Genomic DNA, 18,677 nt, shown 5'->3' on the forward strand with positions numbered 1-18,677 from the left:
CCGTGTTCAGCGTGACCGTTCGGGATCACATGATGATCGCCCACAGTTTCCGAGGCGAGGTGTTCGGTCCCGCCCAACGTCTGCACGGCGCGACGTTCGTGGTGGACGCGACGTTCCGCAGGCCCGACCTGGACGCCGACGGGATCGTGGTGGACATCGGCCTGGCCACCGAGCAGCTGCGGGCCGTGCTGGGCGAGCTGACCTACCGCAACCTCGACGACGAGGCGGCCTTCGCCGGGGTGAACACCACCACTGAGGTGCTGGCCCGTACGATCGCCGACCGACTGGTCGAGCGGGTGCACGCCGGTGAGCTGGGCGCGGGGGCGCGCGACCTGGCCGGCATCACCGTCACCCTGCACGAGTCGCACATCGCCTGGGCGAGCTACGAGCGGTCGCTGTGACCGATGCGGGCCGGGCGGTGCACGTCGTCCTGCCCGGTGACATCGACGACCCGGCGACGCCCAGCGGCGGCAACTCCTACGACCGGCGGATCTGCGCGGGGCTGGGCGAGCGCGGCTGGTCGGTCCACGAGCACCCGGTGCCGGGCGCCTGGCCGCACCCCGACCCGGCCGACCGGGCGACGCTGGGCAGGGTGCTCGCCGCCGCGCCCGACGACGCGGTGGTGCTGATCGACGGTCTGATCGCCTCGACCGTGCCGGACCTGCTCGCCCCGCACGCCCGTCGGCTGCGGCTGGTGGTCCTGGTGCACCTGCCGCTGGACGACGAGCCGGAGGCCCACGCGCTGGCCACCGCCCGGGCCGTCGTCACGACAAGCGCTTGGACCCGCCGCGCCCTGCTGGCCCGCCATCCGACGCTCGCCGGCCGGGTCCGGGCCGCGCCGCCCGGGGTGCGGCCCGCGCCGGCGGTGGCCGGCTCGGCGGCCGGCGACCGGTTGCTCTGCGTCGCGGCGGTCACCCACCACAAGGGGTACGACGTGCTGGTCGACGCGTTGGCCACGCTGGCCGGCCGGCCCTGGACGATGCTCTGGGTGGGCACGTTGGCCCGGGAACCGGACCTCGTGCACGTGCTGCGCGACCGGTTGGCCGCAGCGGGCCTCACCGAGCGGGTGCGGCTGGTCGGCCCGCTGACCGGCGCGGCGTTGGGCGAGGCGTACGCCGCAGCCGACCTGCTGGTACTGCCGTCGAGAGGCGAGACGTACGGCATGGTCGTCACCGAGGCGCTGGCCCGCGGCCTGCCGGTGGTGACCACCGAGGTGGGCGGCCTGCCGGAGACGCTCGGCCACGCGCCGGACGGCGACCGACCGGGACTGCTGGTCCCGCCCGGAGACCCGGAGGCGCTGGCCGCCGCGCTGACCCGCTGGCTGGACGACGACGCGCTGCGCGCCCGGCTTCGGCGTGCCGCGCTCGCCCGGCGGGACACCCTGACCGACTGGCCGGTGACCACCGCGCTGCTGGCCGGCGTGCTGAAGGAGGTGGCGGAATGACCGTCGAGGAGACCCTGCCGTTCGCCGACTGGCTGCGGTTGCGTGAGCCGGCCGACGCGGCGGCGCGCGCCGAGGACCTGCTGGAGGCCGTCCGAGCCCGGCTGACCGGGGACGCCCCGCCGGTGATCCACGACCTGGGCAGCGGCACCGGCTCGATGAGCCGCTGGATGGCCGCGCGGCTGCCCGGACCACAGCACTGGGTGCTGCACGACCGGGACGCCGACCTGCTGGCCCGCGCCGCCGAGGGTATGAGCGGGGTGACCGCCGCCGACGGCGCCCCGGTCACCGTCCACACCCGCTGCGGTGACCTCACCCGGCTGACCACCGCGGACCTCGCCGACGCTTCCCTGGTAACCGCGTCCGCGCTGCTGGACATGCTCACCGCGGAGGAGGTCGAACGGGTGGTGGCCGCCTGCGTCGGCCGGCCCACCCTGTTCGCCATCTCGGTGACCGGACGGGTCCGGTTCACCCCGGCCGACCCGCTGGACGAGGCGGTCGAAGCCGCGTTCAACGAGCACCAGCGGCGTACCGTCGACGGCCGGCGGCTACTCGGCCCGGATGCCGCCGCCGTCACCGCCGCCGCGTTCGCCCGGCATGGAGTCGACGTGCGGGAACGACCCAGCCCGTGGCATCTCGGCCCGGAGCAGGCCGACCTGGCAGCCGAGTGGTTCCGGGGCTGGCTCGGGGCGGCCTGCGCGCAGCGCCCCGACCTGGCCGGCCCCGCCCAGACGTACGCCGGACGTCGGTTGGCCGAGGCGGCGGCCGGCCGGCTCACCGTGCTGGTCGATCACATCGACCTCCTCGCGGGTGGATGAACCGTTCACACCCTGGGTACGTGCACTAGGGCAAGTGGACGATCTTCAAGGGGAGGGCCGGCGCCGATGTTCTGGGCCTGGGCACGAGTGGTCGGCGGGGTGGGTCTGCTCGCCGTCCTGCTGTGGCAGGTGGGCACCGGCCCCTTCCTCGCCGGGGTACGACTGATCGACGCGCCGGCGTTGGCGGCGGCGCTCGTCATCGGGGTGCTCACCACCGTCTGCGCGGCGTGGCGGTGGAGCCTGGTCGCCGGCGGCCTCGGCGTCCGCCTACCACTGGCCACCGCGGTGGCGCACTGCTACCGGGCGGTGTTCCTCAACGCCACCCTGCCCGGCGGGGTGCTCGGCGACGTGCACCGGGCGGTACGCCACGGCCGCGACGCCGGCGACGTCAGCCGGGGCATCCGCGCGGTGGTCTGGGAGCGGATCGCCGGGCAGGTGGTCCTGGTCGGAGTCGCGCTCGTGGTGCTCGCGGCCTTCCCGTCCCCGGTCCGGCCGTACCTGCCGGTCGCCGCCGCGCTTGTCGTCGCCGGCGGGCTGGTCGCCGTTCTGGTGACCCGGATCCTTCCGAACGGCGGCGGGTCGCGCTGGTCGACGGCACTGCGTACCGCCGTGGCGGACGTGCGCTCGGGGCTGCTGGCGCGACGCACCTGGTTCGGTGTGCTTGTCGCCTCGGCCGTGATGGTCGCCGGTCACCTGGCCACCTTCCTGGTGGCGGCGCGCACCGCCGGGTCGGACGCCCCGCTGACCCGACTGCTGCCGTTGACGCTGCTCGCCCTGCTCGCCATGGGCCTGCCGTTGAACGTGGCGGGCTTCGGGCCCCGCGAGGGGGTGGCGGCGTGGGTGTTCGGCGCGGCCGGCCTCAGCGCAGCCGAGGGTGTCGCCACCGCCACCGTCTACGGTGCACTGGTGCTGGTAGCCAGCCTGCCCGGCGCCGCCGTGCTGCTGGCTCGTCGGCGTCGACTTCCGGTCGCCGCCCGGGAAGCCGCCTCCGGCGGCGGCTGTTGAAGTCGGTTGTGAGACGGAACGCGTCGCCGGATGGCGGTGGCGCCGGACGAAGGAGTCCCATGCCCGAAGCATTGCCGGTTGCCTCGATCCGTACGCAGGTCACGGTGCCGTTGGCGTTTCCGGACGGCTACACCACGACCGCCCGGGTGTTCACCTTCAAGGGCCTGGTGGACGGTCGGGAGCACCTGGCCCTCGGCCTCGGCGACTGGGCGGGCGCCCTGGACCGGCTCGCCGCCGGGGGAGAGGCCCCGCTGGTCCGTCCGCACAGCGAGTGCCTGACCGGCGACGTGTTCGGCAGCCAACGCTGTGACTGCGGGCCACAACTGCGCGAGGCGGTGCAGCGGATCGCCGAGACCGGGGGCTTCCTGCTCTACCTCCGCCAGGAGGGCCGTGGCATCGGCCTGTACGCCAAACTCGACGCGTACGCGTTGCAGGACGCCGGGTTGGACACCTACCAGGCCAACGTCGCGCTGGGCCGGGGCGAGGACGAGCGGGACTACACGGTCGCCGCGCAGATGCTGGCCACGTTGGACGTGCCGCGGGTCCGCCTGCTGAGCAGCAACCCGGACAAGGCCGACCAGTTGACCCGGCTGGGCGTGGACGTGGCCGAACGGGTTCTCACCAGCGTCTTCCTCTCGCCGGCCAACGCCGACTACCTGGCGGCCAAGGCGGCCAAGGCGGCGGAGGTCGAGGCGGCGGATGCGCTCGCGGCCCGTACTCCCGAGCGGCCCGTCTCCCGATGAGTTGGCGGCCGGGGCCGACGCGCCCGTACGTGCTGTTAAGTTGCGCGGCCTCCATCGACGGGTACATCGACGACGCCTCCGAGCAGCGGTTACTGCTCTCCAACGAGGAGGATCTGGACCGCGTCGACGAGGTCCGGGCCAGCTGCGATGCCATCCTGGTCGGCGCCGGCACCGTCCGACGGGACGACCCTCGGCTGCTGGTGCGCTCTCCGACCCGCCGAGCCGAGCGGGTGGCGGCCGGCCGACCCGCCTCACCCACCAAGGTCACCCTGACCGCCCGGGGTGACCTCGACCCGACCGCCCGCTTCTTCACCGCCGGTGAAGCGGCCCGGCTCGTCTACTGCGCCACCGGCGCGGTGGAGAAGACCCAGGAACGGGTCGGCCGACTGGCCGTCGTGATCGACGCGGGTGAGCCGGTCGACCCGGAGTGGGTGCTGACCGACCTGGCCGCGCGCGGTGTACAGCGGTTGATGGTGGAGGGCGGCGGGACGGTGCACGCCCAGTTCCTCGCCGCCGGTCTCGCCGACGAACTGCACCTGGTGGTCGCCCCGTTCTTCGTCGGCGACGGGCGGGCGCCCCGGTTCGTCGGCGAGGGTCGCTTCCCCTGGCACCCGGGTCGCCGCGCGCGGCTGGCCGAGGCCCGGCAGATCGGCGACGTGGTCCTGCTCCGCTACGCCCTCTCCACCCGCTGCCCCGCCGACCCCGCCGGCCCGATCGGCTGACATCATCTCCGGATGTCCGTAGCGCCCCTCGCCCTCCTGCGCTGGCAGTTCGACCTGACGTGGTCGCTGTTCGAGTACCACCTGGAGCGACTCGATCCCGCGGACTTCCTCTGGGAGCCGGCCCCACACTGCTGGTCGGTGCGGCAGAGCACGGACGGCACCTGGATCCCGGACTGGGCCGACACCGAACCTGACCCGGTCCCGGTGCCGACCATCGGTTGGCTCACCTGGCACGTCGGCTGGTGGTGGACCGTGACGATGGATCATCTCCGGGGTGGATCAGCGCGGCAGCGGACGGCCGTCGCCTGGCCGGGCGCGGGCGAGCCGACAGTCGCCTGGCTGCGGGGGCTGCGCACCGAATGGCTGGGTCTCCTCGGCCAGCTCAGCGACAACGACCTCGACCGCATCGCGACGTTCCCCTGGCCGGACCAGACCGACCTCACCGTCACGCACACGATCGGGTGGGTCAACTCCGAGCTGATGAAGAACGTCGCGGAGATCGGACAGCTCCGGCTGCTCCGCGCCGCACGGACCGATCGGGACGGCCCGGCAGCTCGACAGTAGGCCGACGCCGACCTCGACACCTGGTTCCAATTCGGCAGGCGCAGGCTGCTCGACGGGCTGTTGCGCGGCCCGCTCGGTAGGGTGGCCGGCGTGCCGCGACTGGTGAAAGTCACTAAGGACAACGTGGAGGCCGCGTGTCGGGTGAGCGTGCGGCCCGACCAGGAGAAGTTCTCGTCTCCGGTTGCCTGGTCCCTCGCCGAGGCGTACGCGCAGCCCGAGATCGCGTGGCCGCGCCTGATCGTCGAGGATGACGAGATCGTCGGCTTCCTGATGGGCTTCTTCGACATCGTGTGGGATCCGGCCCAGCCGGACGACAGGCGCTCGGGGCTGTGGCGGCTGAACATCGCCGCCGAGCACCAGGGCCGGGGGTACGGCCGCTTCGCGGTGCAGGCCGTCCGCGACGAGGCCCACCGACGTGGCCACGACCGCGTCTACACCACGTGGAAGCCGGGGCCGGACGGCCCGGAGCGGTTCTACCTGAAGCTCGGCTTCCAGCTGACCGGGGAGACCAGCGAGGACGAGGTGGTGGGCGTCCACTCCACCCGCTGAGCGGACGCCACCGGCCATCCCGGACCGAGTGATCAGCAGTGCGGCGGGGCCTGCGTACGATGCGGGGTCGAGTTCCCCTCGTCGGCGCGGAGGTATCGGGCAATGGCAGGCCAGCACGAGGGTTTCGCTCTCGGCGTCGACCTCGGTACGTCCAACACGGTCGCGGTGCTGCGCTGGCCCGACGGGCGGACCCGTCCGCTGCTGATGGACGGTCAACCGCTCAGTCCGTCAGCCGTCTACGCGGACCCGGACGGCACCCTGCACACCGGGTGGGACGCCCGACGGTTGGCGCAGGCCGACCCGGCCCGGTTCGAGGCGAACCCGAAGCGTCGGGTGGACGAGCCGACCGTGCTGCTCGGCGAGCGCGCGTACCCGCCGGCCGACCTGCTCGCCGCGGTGCTGGCGGCGGTCGCGCGGACCGCGGTGGGCGCTGTGGGTTTCCTGCCCCCGGCCGTGGTCACCTGCCCGGCCGCCTGGGACGCGACGCGGCGGCAGGTTCTCGCCGACGCGCTGCTGCGGGCGGGCTGGCCGCAGGCGGCCGAGCACACCCTCGCCGGGCCGACGCCGCCGGGCACCCGGCTGCTGCGGGAGCCGGTGGCCGCCGCCCGCTACTACACGCAGGTGCTGCACCGTCCGGTGCCGGTCGGCGGGGCGATCGCGGTGTTCGACTTCGGTGGCGGGACGCTCGACGTCGCGGTGCTGCGCAACGAGGGCGCCGACCCCTGGGGTGACTCGGGCTTCAGCGTGGTCGCCGACGGTGGCCTGCCGGACCTGGGCGGGCTGGACCTCGACGCCGCGCTGGTGCGGCGGGTCGGCGAGGTGGTCGGTGAGCGGCACGCCGCGCAGTGGGCCCGGCTCACCCGACCGGCGGATCCGGCGCAGCGCCGCGACCAGGTCCGACTCTGGGACGAGGTACGAGGTGCGAAGGAGACCCTGTCCCGGTCCGCTGTCGCCCCGGTCGCGGTGCCGGGAGTGGCCGAGACGATCCAGCTGACCCGGTTGGACGTCGAACGGGTGGCCACGCCGCTGCTGCACCGGGCGGTGCAGCGGGCCCGGGAGGTCATCGCCGCCGCCGGCCTCAGCCCCGATCAACTCGACGGGCTGTTCCTCGTGGGCGGGTCGTCACGGATCCCGCTGGTGGCCCGCATGCTGCACGCCGAGCTGGGGATCGCGCCGACGGTGCTGGACCAGCCCGAGTTACCGGTGGCCGAGGGCGCCCTGACCGACCTGCCGCTGCGCAAGCCGCTACCCGCCCCGGCGTACGCGGGACCGCAGCTCGCACCACCCGCGCCGGCTCCGGTGAGCCCGCCCGCCCCGGCCGGAGCCCCCGCGCCGGTCGTACCGTCGCAGCGCTGGCCGGGATCGGCTCCGCCGGTGGGCCCGCCTCCCGGGCCGGGTCTTGCCGGTGCCACCCCGACCCCGACGGGCGGCGGGCCCCGCTGGCTGCGGGCGCGTTGGGTGGTGCTCGGCGCGGTGCTGGCCCTGGTCGGAGTGGCCACCGCCGCGGCGCTCTACCTGACCTGGGACCGCTACCCGGATCTGGCGTTCGACTCGCTGCGCGAGCTGTCCCGGCCGCCGGCCGGCGCCGAACGGCCGGTCGGCATGTGGACGGCGGTGCTCGACGATCGGGCCTACCTGGCGTTCCCGCTGCCCGACGACCGGCTGGAGGTGGTGGCCGTCGACGCGGTCAGCGGCGACGAGCTGTGGCGCAGGCCCACCGACGTGCGGGCCGACGACTGGGAGGCGATCATCGCCGTTCCCGGGGCGGTCGTGGTCCTCGCCGACGCGCCGGCCGACAGCACTCTCCGACCGCTGGCCGTGCTCGACGGCAGTACGGGCAAGCAGCGCTGGCAGCGCGATCTGCGCGGTGACGACGAGGTGTACGTCGCCGACGACACAGCGGTGCTTCTGGACCGGGCCGGGGAGCAACTCGTCGGCCTGCGCCTGAGCAACGGCTCGACGAGGTGGACCGAGCCCAACCCCCGCGACAAGTACGCCGGAGCCCGTACCGTGGTCCGGCCGGTGGGCACCGACGCGGCGGCGGGCGGGCCGGCCTTCCTCGACGGTAGGCCCCGCGACCCGTGGACGGGCAAGGGGCGCCGACTCGTGCAGGTGGGTGCGGACCGGTCGGTGCGGCTGCTCGACATGGCCTCCGGTCGTGTGTTGCGCCAGTGGGGCAGCGTCGCCGACCTCGACGACCTGGTGGTCGCCCACGAGGACCGCCTGTACGTGGCCGCCAACGAGGGTGGTTACCAGTTGCTCGCGTACGACCTGGGTTCCGACGCCGAGCCGGTGGTGCTGCACCGGTCCGGGAACGACGAGTACCGCCCGAAGGAGTTGGTGGCCTGCGGTGCCCGGCGGGCGTGCCTGCTGCAGGTGCCGAACAACGACGTCGCGCGCACCGAGGTGGTGGCGGCCACCGAGGGTGAGGGCATGATCAAGTGGTCGGCGCCGGGCGTGACCGACCTGGTCCCACTGGGTGAGCAGCTGCTCGCCCAGCGGGAGTCCCCGGAGCCGACCGTCACCGTCTTCGACGCCACCGGCAAGCCGGTGCTGCCCGACCGGGGCGGGGTGGCGGTCCGCCTGGACGAGGGCAACCTGCTGGTCTTCGCGAAGGCGCCAAGCGTGGTCGCGGACAACCGGGTGCTGGCCGGGGTGTGGGCCGAGTCCGGGGAGGTCGACGAGTTGGGCGAGCTGAAGGACGTGCGTAGCTCGTCCTGCTCGTGGAACACCCACGTGATCGCCTGTGGCGCGGAGAAGGACTTCGTGCTGTACGGCTTCACCGACGACTGACGTCGAGGGCCGAGCAGCCGACTCGTACGATGCTCCGGTGAATCTTCGAGGCACGGTCCGCGCCGATCGTCCGTTGGTGGTGCTCGCCGTCGGCGAGGAGGCCCGCTACCTGCCGCCCGAGCTGCCGGTCCTGCTCACCGGCATGGGCAAGGTGAACGCCGCCAGCGCGGTGGCCGCGGTGCTGGCCGCCGGGCCGCGTCCCGCCCTGCTGCTCAACCTGGGTACGGCCGGGGCGTTGCGCCCGGGGTGGGCCGGTATCCACGAGGTCGCCACAGTCCTCCAGCACGACCTGGACACCGACCTGCTGCGCACGCTCACCGGCGAGACCTACGGTGCGCCGCTGGCGCTGGCCGCCGAGGGTGCGGTGCTGGCCACCGGTGACACCTTCGTGGCCGACGACGCGGAGCGCGACCGGTTGGCACAGCGTGCCGACCTGGTCGACATGGAGGGGTACGCGGTGGCCTGGGCCGCCGCGCAGGCCGGCGTGCCGTGCCGGCTGGTCAAGCAGGTCAGCGACGAGGCGGGTGAGGGCGCGGCCCGGACCTGGCGGGAGTCGGTGGACGCGTGCGCCCGGGACCTCGCCGAGTGGACCGCTCGACACGTCGCCTGAACAAGCAGGGTCAGTCGTCGGATTGCCGCAGCCGTAGGCCCGGCGTGGTCTCCCGGGCCGCTCCGGGAATCAGAATGTGCGCCGCCAGCGTGAGCGCCACGACCGTGGTGACCAGCAGCGGCGGCCAGCGGCCGGCCCACGGCAGCGTCAGCAGCGGCAGGGGGAGGCAGAGCATTCGCCGCCATGGCAAGAGCATGGACACCAGCAGGGTGAACAGGGCGCGGCCGATCACGAACAGCGCCGGACCGCTCATGATCAGTAAGAGCCACCCGACCGGCGTCGTGCCGGTCGGCCGGCTGACGACCAGATCGAACGAGGCCGAGGTGCCGACCACGCCGGCCAGCATCACCAGGTGGGTGTACGGAGCCACCCGGGCTGGCCGGCCCGACTTCGGCCCGGCCCCGGCCTCCAACAACTCGCCGGCCCGGAAGACGTAGACCTGCCAGAGCAGCAGCATGATGGCGAACGCGCAGATCAGCGCGGCGACCCGGAGTCCGGCCAGCGGGCCCCGGCTGACCTGCAGCGTGGGAACCAGGATGATGTCACCGAGGGCCAGGATGATGAACTGCTGGTACCGCTCGCCCAGATGCGCGGTGGTCCGCTCGTACTGGTCGACGGGCACCCGGCCCAGCCAGGGCGTGGGGTAGCGGGCCGCCGCGGAGAGCAGGTCGATCGTGATGGCGATGGTCCAGAGGGTCCAGTTCACCGTGCCGGACACCGCACCGGCGATCCAGAAGACGCCGGACACCAGGAACCAGAAGAAGAATCGCGCGGCGCGGATCATGGCCAGCCGATGATGCTGTTTGTGCAACGTCGTGATCAGGATGATGCCGCGGATCACGTGCGTGCCGACGTAGGCGATGGCGAAGACCATCGCGTGCCCGTCGGAGACCATCGGCAACGATGCCGCCATCCCCACCGACCCGACCATGGCGACCATCAGGATGGCCTGGATGGGGCGCTGCTGCGGGTCGTAGAACTCGGTGGTGGTGGAGGTGACCGACCAGGTCCACCAGATCGCGGTCAGCACCAGCAGGACCATCGCGGCGCCGGACCAGGTGTGGCGCTGCGTGAGCAGGGTCGAGGTCAGCGCGAGCGAGGCCACGAAGACCACGTCGAAGAGCAACTCCAGCAGCGTGGCCCGGGTCGACCCGTCCGGCCGGCGTACCAGTGCCGCGGTGCCTCCGGTGGTCATGCCCGGCCTCCCGCCGTGTCTCCGAGGATTATCGGCGGTGCTGGCGCGGCTCGCCCCCGGATCGGCGATTCCCGCCGGTCGGGGAGGGGCAGGGGTCAGTCGGCGGATTGTCGCAGCCGCAGGCCCGGCGTGGTCTCCCGGGCTGCTCCGGGAAACAGGATGTGACCGGCCAACCCGAGCGCCACGATCGTGGCCACCAGCACCGGCGGCCAACCGCCGGCCCACGGCAGCACCAGCAGCGGCAGGAGCTGCCAGGCAATTCGCCGCCACGGCACGACCCACGACACCGCCATGGTGAAGAGGACGCGGCCGACCACGAACAGCGTCGGGCCGATGATGATCAGGACGAGCCACGGCACCGGCGTGGTTCCGGTCGGCCTGGTGACGACCAGGTCGAAGGTGGCGGCAGTGCTGGCCACGCCGGCCAGCATGACCAGGTGGGTGAACGGGGCCAGTCGCGTTGCCTGGCTCCCGTGGGACCCGGCCGTCACCAACAACTCGCCGGCGCGGAAGACGTAGATCTGCCAGAGCAGCAGCATGGTGGCAAAGGCGCAGAGCAGGGAGGTGAGCCGGAGGTGATCGAGATGGCCCCGGCTGACCTGCAGCGTCGGCAACAGGATGATGTCGCCGAGGGCCAGGATGATGAACTGTTGGTACCGCTCGCCCAGGTGCTCGGTGGTCCGCCCGTACTGGGCGAGCGGCACCCGGCCCAGCCAGGGGGTGGGATAGCGGGCCGCCCCGGCGACCAGGTCGATCGTTATGGCGATCGTCCAGAGCCCCCAGTTCGGAGTCTCTGACAGCGCGCCGAGGACCCAGAAGATGCCGGACACCGTGAACCAGAAGAGAAACCGGGTGGCCCGCTCCCGGGCCGTCCGGTGCCCCTGCCGGTGCAGGGCGGTGACCAGGATGATGCAGCGAATCACGTGTGTGCCGACGTACGAGATCACGAAGAGCAGTAGGTGCCCGCTGCTGACCATCGGAAGCGATGCCGCCATCCCCACCGACCCGACCATGGCGATCATCAGGATGGCCTGGATCGGGCGTTGCTGCGGATCGTAGAACTCGGTGGTGGTCGTGGTGACCGACCACGTCCACCAGACGGCGGTCAGCATCAGCAGCAGCTTGGCGCCGCCGGACCAGGAGAGCTCTTCGGACAACAGTTTCGATGTCAGTGCGAGCGCGGCAACGAAGACCACGTCGAAGAGCAGCTCCAGCAGCGTTGCCCGGGTCGACTGATCCCGTCGGCGTACCAGCGCCGCATTCCCTTTGGTGGTCATGCCTGGCCTCCCGCCGCGTCTCCCGGGGGAATTATCGGCGGCCCCGACACGGGCCGTCCCCGGATCGGTGATTCCCGCCGGGCGGCGAAGAGGGCGGCCGGAGGTTGCCACGGCGTCGGACGCCGGGTGATGCTTGGCCGCATCCATCAATCTCGATCTCCTCGGAGGTTCGGATGCGCCGCTCCCCGCTGGTTGCCCTCGTCCTGACCATCCTGCTGCTCGTCGCGCCCGGCGCGGCGCAGGCCGCGACCCCCGACCGGGCCGCCGCGCCCGCCGCCGACCCGGCGGTCACGCTGACCGGGGTACGCACCGCGGGCACCGCCTGGGGTCTCGACCCCGCCACCGGCCGGATGACCCTCACTGTCGACGACACCGTGGCCCCCGGCGAGTTGGCCGCGCTGCGGGCGGTGACCGACCGGGCCGGCGTGCTGCTGCGCCGCGAACCCGGAACGCTGCGCCCCCTGATCGCCGGCGGGCAGGGGATCTACGGCGGCGGCGCGCGCTGCTCGCTCGGCGCCAACGCACGCAGCGGCAGCACCTACTACGTGATCACCGCCGGCCACTGCACCACCGCCGCCGCCACCTGGTACGCCGACAGCGCCCAGAGCACCGTGCTCGGCACCCGCACCGCCACCAGCTACCCCACGAACGACTACGGGCTGATCCGCTACACCGGTCGGATCGCCCACCCGAGCGCGGTCTACACCCACCCCGGCCTGCTGACCATCAACGGCCCCGGCAACGCGTACATCGGTCAGGCGGTGTGCCGCAGTGGTAGCACCACGGGGGTGCGCTGCGGCACGGTCACCGGCCTCAACCAGACCGTCAACTACGCCACCGGCGTGATCTACGGCCTGATCCGCACCAACATCTGCGCCGAGCCGGGGGACAGCGGCGGACCGCTCTACGTGGCCTCCACCGGCACCATCCTCGGCATCCTCTCCGGCGGCACCGGCAACTGCACCGCCGGCGGCACCACCTACTACCAGCCGATCGCGGAGGTGCTGGCCGCGTACGGGCTGACGTTGCCCTGAGCGTCAAAGGTGTGACGTACGACGGGTTGCCCGTCCCGCGCGGGACACCTAGGCTCGGCGACGCCCAGCACCCCGCCCCGAGGACGTGTGCCCGATGCCGACCGCCCCCCGACCCGACCCGGCGAGCGCCCCGGCCGGCCTTCCGTCGATCGAGGTGGCCGCGGTGGGGGAGACGATGGTGGTGCTCTGCCCCGCGCCGGGTGAGCCGCTCGAGCACGCCGAACGGGTCGCCGTGTCGGTCGGTGGAGCCGAGTCCAACGTGGCCGGTTACCTGGCCCGCCTCGGACACCTGACAACCTGGGTGAGTCGGGTCGGCGACGACCCCTTCGGCCGGGCCGTCGTCCGACACGTCGCCGCCGCCGGCGTCCGCGTCGACCAGGTGTGTGTGGACCCGACGGCCCCCACCGGCCTGTACGTCAAGGACCCGGGCCCGGCAGGGACCGCCGTGCACTACTACCGGGCCGGGTCGGCGGCCACCCGGATGGACCCCGCCACGCTGGCCGACCCGGCATTGGCCGGTGCCCGGGTGCTGCACCTGTCCGGGATCACCCCGGCGCTGTCCGCCTCCTGCCGGGCGCTGGTCGAGCACGCGGTGACCGACCGACCGCTGGCGGAGGCGCTGGTCAGCTTCGACGTCAACCACCGGGCCAGGCTGTGGCCCGCCGAGCAGGCCGCGCCGGTGCTGCGCGACCTCGCCAACCGCTGCGACCTCGTCTTCGTCGGGCAGGACGAGGCGGAAACCCTCTGGGGCGCCACCGACCCGGCGGCCGTACGCGAGCTGTTGCCCGCTCCGCGGACCGTGGTGGTCAAGGACGGCGCGGTGGGCGCCACGGCGCTGGTCCGCGACGCCGAACCGGTCTTCGTGCCCGCACCCCGGGTGACGGTGGTGGAGCCGGTCGGCGCCGGAGACGCGTTCGCCGCCGGCTACCTGGCCGGGCTGCTCCGCGACTTCGACCCGGTGCGGCGGTTGCGCCTCGGCCACCTCGTCGCGGCGCAGGCGTTGACCAGCAGCGGCGACAACGCCCCGGTCCCGCCGTGGGTCTGGTTCGAGAAGCTGATCGACGCCCCTGCCGACGCCTGGTCACCGCTCGACCTGACCAAGCCGGGGGCGACGACCTGAGTCGGGCTGACGACCAGCAGTAACAGTTTCACCGCGACCTCGGATGGAGTGCACCATGACCACACCGGACTTCGACCACATCTTCGGCGGCGCCAGGGTGATGGCGATCCTGCGCGGCCTGCCGGTCGCCGAGACCGTTCGGCTCGCCGAGCGTGCCTGGGACCTCGGCATCGACGTGGTGGAGGTTCCGGTGGCCACCGCCGACGCGGTGCCGGCGCTGCGGGCCGCCGTCGAGGCGGGGGCCGAGCGTGACCGGATCGTCGGCGCCGGCACCGTGCTCGACGTCGAACAGGTCGCCGCGGCGGCCGACACGGGCGCCCGGTTCACCGTCGCGCCCGGCCTGGACCTCGCGGTCGCCGACGCCGCCGCCGCGCGTGGCCTGCCGCACCTGCCCGGTGTGGCCACCCCCACCGAGGCCCAGCAGGCACTGCGGCACGGCCTCACCTGGCTCAAGGCATTCCCCGCGATCTCCCTCGGGCCGGCCTGGTTCAAGGCCGTGGCAGGCCCGCTGCCCCAGTTGCGCTTCGTCGCCACCGGCGGCCTCGACGCGAGCAACGCGGCAGCGTTCCTGCAAGCAGGTGTACGGGTCGTAGCAGTCGGCTCTGCCCTCTCCGACCCCACCCAGCTGGACGCCCTAGCCAACCTGACCCGCCCCACCCCCTAACCCTCCCGCCCCGCCCCCCGCCCCCGCCCGCACCTCGCCCCGCCTCCGCGCCTCGCCCGCCCCGCCCCGCCCGCCCTGCCCCGCCCCCGCCGCTGCCGCGCCCCGCCCCGCCTCCCGCACCGTCGATCATGGAGTTGTGGTGGGGTGCAAAAGCCGCATTACGTCAGTTGCCGGGCACCACAACTCCATGATCGACGGCGGCAGGGCGGGGCCGGGCAGGGCAGGGCGGGGCGGGGTGGGGTGGGGTGGGGGTGGGGCGGGGTGGGGGTGGGCTTGGGTGGCGGGTTTGTGCCATGGCGTAAGTGCGTCGGGGATGGAGGCGGGGCCGGGCTGGGATCTGCGTCGATGCTGTGGTGCGTACCACTTCTCGACACAAAGAGGTCATCGTGACTCTGTCTCACCGGCGCCGCCGATCCGGGCTGATCGCCCTCGGCGCCGCCCTCACCCTGGCGGCCGGGTTCACCCCACCCGGCGCGGGAGCGGCCGCCGCCCCGCCAAACAATCCCGACCACTCGGCGGGCCAACCCCCGGCCGCCGCCGGACGCGCGTCCACCGTCACCCTGATCACCGGTGACACGGTCACGGTCACCACCGCGGCGGACGGCAGCACGGTGTCGACCGTGCGCCGGCCCGACGGCAGCACTCCGAGCTTCCACCGCACCGTGCGCGACGGCGACACCTACGTCTACCCGGACGCCGCGCTGTCCTATGTCACAAGCGGGGTGCTGGACCGGCAGTTGTTCAACGTCACCGACCTCATCGCCGACGGCTACGACGACGCGCACACCGACGCGCTTCCGCTGATCGTCACGATGACGGACGCGGCGGCCCGCAACCGCACCCGCCCGGCCGTGGACGGCGCCGAGCTGGTCCGACAGTTGGACAGCGTGCAGGGCGCGGCGCTGACCCGCCAGCGCGCCACCGCCGACCGGTTCTGGACGGCGCTCACGGGCGGCTCGACCCGTCGTACCGGTGACGCCCCGACCCTGGCCAACGGCATCGCGAAGGTCTGGTTGGACGGCCGGGTGCACGCGGACCTGGCCGAGTCCACCGCGCAGATCGGCGCACCGAAGCTGTGGGCCGAGGGCAACACCGCCACCGGTGTCGACGTCGCCGTGCTCGACTCGGGTGCGGACGCCGAACACCCCGACCTCGTCGGCCAGATCGCCGAGTCCAGCAGCTTCGTGCCCGAAGAGCCCGACATCCTCGACTACAAGGGCCACGGCACGCACGTCGCCTCGACGATCGCCGGCACCGGCGCCGCGTCCGGTGGCGTCGAGCGGGGCGTCGCCCCCGGCGCCCGGTTGCACATCGGCAAGGTGCTCAACAGCGAGGGCAGCGGACAGGACTCGTGGATCATCGCCGGCATGGAGTGGGCGGCCCGTGAGCAGAAGGCCCGGGTGGTCAGCATGAGCCTGGGCGGCGAGGCCACCGACGGCAGCGACCCGATGAGCCAGGCCGTCGATCGACTCAGCGCCGAGACCGGCGCCCTCTTCGTGATCGCCGCCGGCAACAGCGGCCCGGCCACCATCGGCAGCCCGGGCGCCGCCAACTCCGCGCTCACCGTGGGCGCCGTCGACAGCACCGACCACCTCGCCGACTTCTCCAGCCAGGGCCCACGTGCCGGCGACGGCGGGCTCAAGCCCGAGATCACCGCCCCCGGCGTGGACATCCTGGCGGCCCGTTCCCACCTCGTGCGGGGCGGCTCCGGGGACTACACGCTGATGAGCGGCACGTCGATGGCCACCCCACACGTGGCCGGCACGGCCGCGCTGGTCGCCGCCGCCCACCCGGACTGGACCGGTCAGCGGATCAAGGAAGCGCTGGTCAGCACGGTCAAGGCCACTCCCGAGTACACCCCGTACCAGGCGGGTACCGGCCGGGTCGACGCGGTCGCCGCCGCGCACGCCACCGTCTTCGCCACCCCGAGCGCCTACTCCGGCTTCCAGGCGTGGCCGCAGCAGCCGGGCATGTCCGTCGACCGCACGGTCACCTACACCAACGTCGGCAACGCGCCGGTCGCCCTGAAGTTGGTCCTCGACGCGGCCACCGCGCCGGCCGGCCTGTTCGCGCTCTCCGCCGACCGGGTCACCGTGCCGGCGGGCGGCACCGCCACCGTGACGGTGAGCGCCGCGTACGACAAGCTGCCGGTGGAGAAGCAGGTCAGCGGCATGATCGTCGCCACCGACGACGCCGGTGCGGTGCGCGGCCGCACCCTGATCGGCGCCGGCAAGGAGGGTCAGCGGCAGAACCTGACGCTTGTCGCCAAGGACCGGGACGGCAAGCCGCTCGTCGGCAAGGTCATCCTCACCACCGACACCCTGTTCACCGCCGTGGACCTACCCGAGAGCGGCACCGCCACGCTGCGGCTGCCGGTGGCGAGCTGGAACGGTTGGATCTCCGCCGACGTGCGCGGCGCGCACGGGCCGCACTCCAAGGGCATGGCGATGCTCAGCTTCACCGACGTCAACCTGGATCGGGACCGCACCGTCACCCTGGACGCCCGCGCCGCCCGACAGGTGCAGGCCCGGGTGCCGCAGGAGGTCACCGCCAGCGCGCTGCGGATGGACATCCACCGGTCCACGAAGAACGGTCTCACCGAGAGTCAGGTGCTGCCCGACGACTCGTACGACAGCATGTGGGCGTTGCCCACGAGCCGTCCGGTCACCGACGGCGAGTTCGAGTTCGGCGCCCGGTGGCGGTTGGAGCAGCCGGCCCTGACCATCTCGGCGGGCGGTCGCTCGTACGACGATCTGTTGGTGAAGCGGGCGACCCCGGCGCTGCCGGCGGGTCGTCGCCAACTGGACGCGGTCTACGTCGCCGACGCGTCGGCGACGGGGCTGGCCAAGCGGCCGGTCCGGGACCGGGCCGTGGTGGTGCGCCGCAGCGACAGCGTGGACATCGCCACCCAGGCGCAGGCCGCCGCCGCGGCCGGGGCGAAGCTGCTGCTCGTGGTCAACGACGGCGTCGGCCGGCTCCAGCCGTGGGACGAGGCGCCGTGGAGCCCGGAGAGCCCGGCCCCGGTGACCGTGGCCACGCTCGGCGCGGACGAGGGTGGGCAGCTCATCGCCGCGCTGGAGCGTGGCGCGGTGCGGCTCACCGTCGACTCGCACCCGGAGACCACCTACCTGTACGACGTGGCGCACCACTGGACCGGCACCGTGCCGGCCGACCCCACCTACCGGCCCACGAAGCGGCAGTTGGCCCGGGTCGACGTGGAGTTCCGCAACTACCGGCAGGGCAAGGCGCTGGAGTTCCGCACCGACGTCTGGCGCGGCTGGGCGTCGAGCAACCAGGAGCCGGCCCCGGCGCAGGGCCGGCGAACCGACTGGGTGAGCGCCGACCAGCGGTGGATCGACGACGCGTTCATCGCCGGCGAGACCGGTCAACACCTGCAGGCGGTGACCACGTACCCGGCCGGCAAGCCGAGCGCCGTCACCTGGTTCGGGCCGATCCAGCGACCCCGGATGGGCGGGAACTACGTGCCGGTCCGGTACCTCGACACCGTCTACCTGCCCGCGCCCGGGTGGGGCGACGGCGGCGGCCACATCGGTGAGGCGTACGCCAACTACGACATGGTCAACCGCACCACCCTCTACCAGGGTGACAAGGAGCTGAACTGGGGTAACGCCGAGTACCTCCAGGTCTCCGGGCTGGCGTCTCAGCGACTGCCGTACCGGCTGGTGGTGGAGAACGACAGGGCCGCCTGGACCAACCCGTACTCCCGACATACCCGCACCGAGTGGGGCTTCCGCTCGGCGGTCACCGGGGAGGAGTCGGCCGAGGTGCTGCCGATGATCCAGCTGGACTACCAGGTGGCCATCGACTCCGCCGGCAGGGCGTCGCGGCGGGCACCGCTGACCGTGCTCGCCTCGCACCTGCCCGGCGTCACGGGCACGATCGGCGCGGTGACCGTCGAGGTGTCCTACGACGACGGCGCGACCTGGCAGAAGCAGCGGCTGACCCGGCACGGCGACGGCTGGCGTACCTCGTTGGCCGCACCGGCGAAGGCCGGCTTCGTGAGTCTGCGCACCACCGCGCGGGACACCGCCGGCAACACCGTGAGTCAGAGCATCACCCGAGCGTTCGGCCTGCGCTGACTGTGCGGCCGGCCGCCGCCGGGGTGCCTCGCGCACTCCGGC

Annotated in this window: 16 protein-coding genes; 14 read left to right on the forward strand and 2 right to left on the reverse strand. The window is 73.3% G+C overall.

Annotated elements, in window-relative coordinates:
• Positions 1-2 precede the first annotated feature (2 nt).
• From ACLQ3B_RS13360 to ACLQ3B_RS13405, 10 genes are all read left to right on the forward strand, one after another.
• Complete coding sequence (locus ACLQ3B_RS13360; protein WP_425780582.1) at positions 3-401, forward strand: 6-pyruvoyl trahydropterin synthase family protein; 399 nt, start codon at positions 3-5, stop codon at positions 399-401.
• Positions 398-1,444, forward strand: coding sequence for a glycosyltransferase family 4 protein (locus tag ACLQ3B_RS13365; RefSeq protein ID WP_425780584.1), 1,047 nt, complete (start codon positions 398-400; stop codon positions 1,442-1,444). Before ACLQ3B_RS13360 ends, ACLQ3B_RS13365 begins: the two co-directional genes overlap by 4 nt.
• On the forward strand, positions 1,441-2,259 hold the full coding sequence (locus ACLQ3B_RS13370) for a class I SAM-dependent methyltransferase (RefSeq protein ID WP_425780586.1): 819 nt from the start codon (positions 1,441-1,443) through the stop codon (positions 2,257-2,259). The genes ACLQ3B_RS13365 and ACLQ3B_RS13370 overlap by 4 nt, the downstream gene beginning before the upstream one ends.
• Before the next feature lie 66 nt (positions 2,260-2,325).
• Positions 2,326-3,264: a lysylphosphatidylglycerol synthase transmembrane domain-containing protein gene (locus ACLQ3B_RS13375; protein WP_425780588.1), complete on the forward strand. Its 939-nt coding sequence runs from the start codon at positions 2,326-2,328 to the stop codon at positions 3,262-3,264.
• A 59-nt stretch (positions 3,265-3,323) separates the two neighbouring features.
• Complete coding sequence (locus ACLQ3B_RS13380) at positions 3,324-4,007, forward strand: GTP cyclohydrolase II (protein ID WP_425780590.1); 684 nt, start codon at positions 3,324-3,326, stop codon at positions 4,005-4,007.
• Entirely contained in the window at positions 4,004-4,729 is a 726-nt protein-coding gene (locus ACLQ3B_RS13385; protein WP_425780592.1) for a RibD family protein, read from the forward strand. The genes ACLQ3B_RS13380 and ACLQ3B_RS13385 overlap by 4 nt, the downstream gene beginning before the upstream one ends.
• A 12-nt stretch (positions 4,730-4,741) precedes the next feature.
• The gene (locus ACLQ3B_RS13390; protein WP_425780594.1) at positions 4,742-5,293 is read left to right on the forward strand and encodes a DinB family protein; all 552 of its coding nucleotides are present in this window, start codon (positions 4,742-4,744) and stop codon (positions 5,291-5,293) included.
• 90 nt (positions 5,294-5,383) lie between these two features.
• Complete coding sequence (locus ACLQ3B_RS13395) at positions 5,384-5,842, forward strand: GNAT family N-acetyltransferase (RefSeq protein ID WP_425780596.1); 459 nt, start codon at positions 5,384-5,386, stop codon at positions 5,840-5,842.
• Positions 5,843-5,944: 102 nt separating this feature from the next.
• Positions 5,945-8,635: an Hsp70 family protein gene (locus ACLQ3B_RS13400; RefSeq protein ID WP_425780598.1), complete on the forward strand. Its 2,691-nt coding sequence runs from the start codon at positions 5,945-5,947 to the stop codon at positions 8,633-8,635.
• A gap of 37 nt (positions 8,636-8,672) precedes the next feature.
• A complete protein-coding gene (locus tag ACLQ3B_RS13405; RefSeq protein ID WP_425780599.1) occupies positions 8,673-9,245 on the forward strand; it encodes a nucleosidase in 573 nt (190 codons plus the stop codon).
• A gap of 10 nt (positions 9,246-9,255) precedes the next feature.
• Here the strand turns inward: ACLQ3B_RS13405 and ACLQ3B_RS13410 are convergent, their stop codons facing one another.
• Both ACLQ3B_RS13410 and ACLQ3B_RS13415 read right to left on the reverse strand, forming a co-directional pair.
• Entirely contained in the window at positions 9,256-10,440 is a 1,185-nt protein-coding gene (locus tag ACLQ3B_RS13410) for a low temperature requirement protein A (protein WP_425780601.1), read from the reverse strand.
• 95 nt (positions 10,441-10,535) lie between these two features.
• Positions 10,536-11,717, reverse strand: coding sequence for a low temperature requirement protein A (locus ACLQ3B_RS13415; RefSeq protein ID WP_425780603.1), 1,182 nt, complete (start codon positions 11,715-11,717; stop codon positions 10,536-10,538).
• Positions 11,718-11,890: 173 nt separating this feature from the next.
• Between ACLQ3B_RS13415 and ACLQ3B_RS13420 the strand changes: the two genes are divergently transcribed.
• The 4 genes from ACLQ3B_RS13420 to ACLQ3B_RS13435 all read left to right on the forward strand — a co-directional run bounded on the left by ACLQ3B_RS13420 (position 11,891) and on the right by ACLQ3B_RS13435 (position 18,635).
• Positions 11,891-12,751: a S1 family peptidase gene (locus tag ACLQ3B_RS13420; protein ID WP_425780605.1), complete on the forward strand. Its 861-nt coding sequence runs from the start codon at positions 11,891-11,893 to the stop codon at positions 12,749-12,751.
• Between the two features lie 94 nt (positions 12,752-12,845).
• Positions 12,846-13,871: a sugar kinase gene (locus ACLQ3B_RS13425; protein ID WP_425780607.1), complete on the forward strand. Its 1,026-nt coding sequence runs from the start codon at positions 12,846-12,848 to the stop codon at positions 13,869-13,871.
• A gap of 55 nt (positions 13,872-13,926) precedes the next feature.
• Positions 13,927-14,535, forward strand: coding sequence for a bifunctional 4-hydroxy-2-oxoglutarate aldolase/2-dehydro-3-deoxy-phosphogluconate aldolase (locus tag ACLQ3B_RS13430; protein WP_425780609.1), 609 nt, complete (start codon positions 13,927-13,929; stop codon positions 14,533-14,535).
• Between the two features lie 386 nt (positions 14,536-14,921).
• Positions 14,922-18,635, forward strand: a complete 3,714-nt coding sequence (locus ACLQ3B_RS13435; protein ID WP_425780611.1) for a S8 family serine peptidase — start codon at positions 14,922-14,924, stop codon at positions 18,633-18,635.
• The last annotated feature ends 42 nt before the right edge of the window (positions 18,636-18,677 follow it).

The organism is Micromonospora sp. DT53 (genome assembly GCF_049841535.1).
Taxonomy (GTDB): Bacteria; Actinomycetota; Actinomycetes; order Mycobacteriales; family Micromonosporaceae; genus Micromonospora.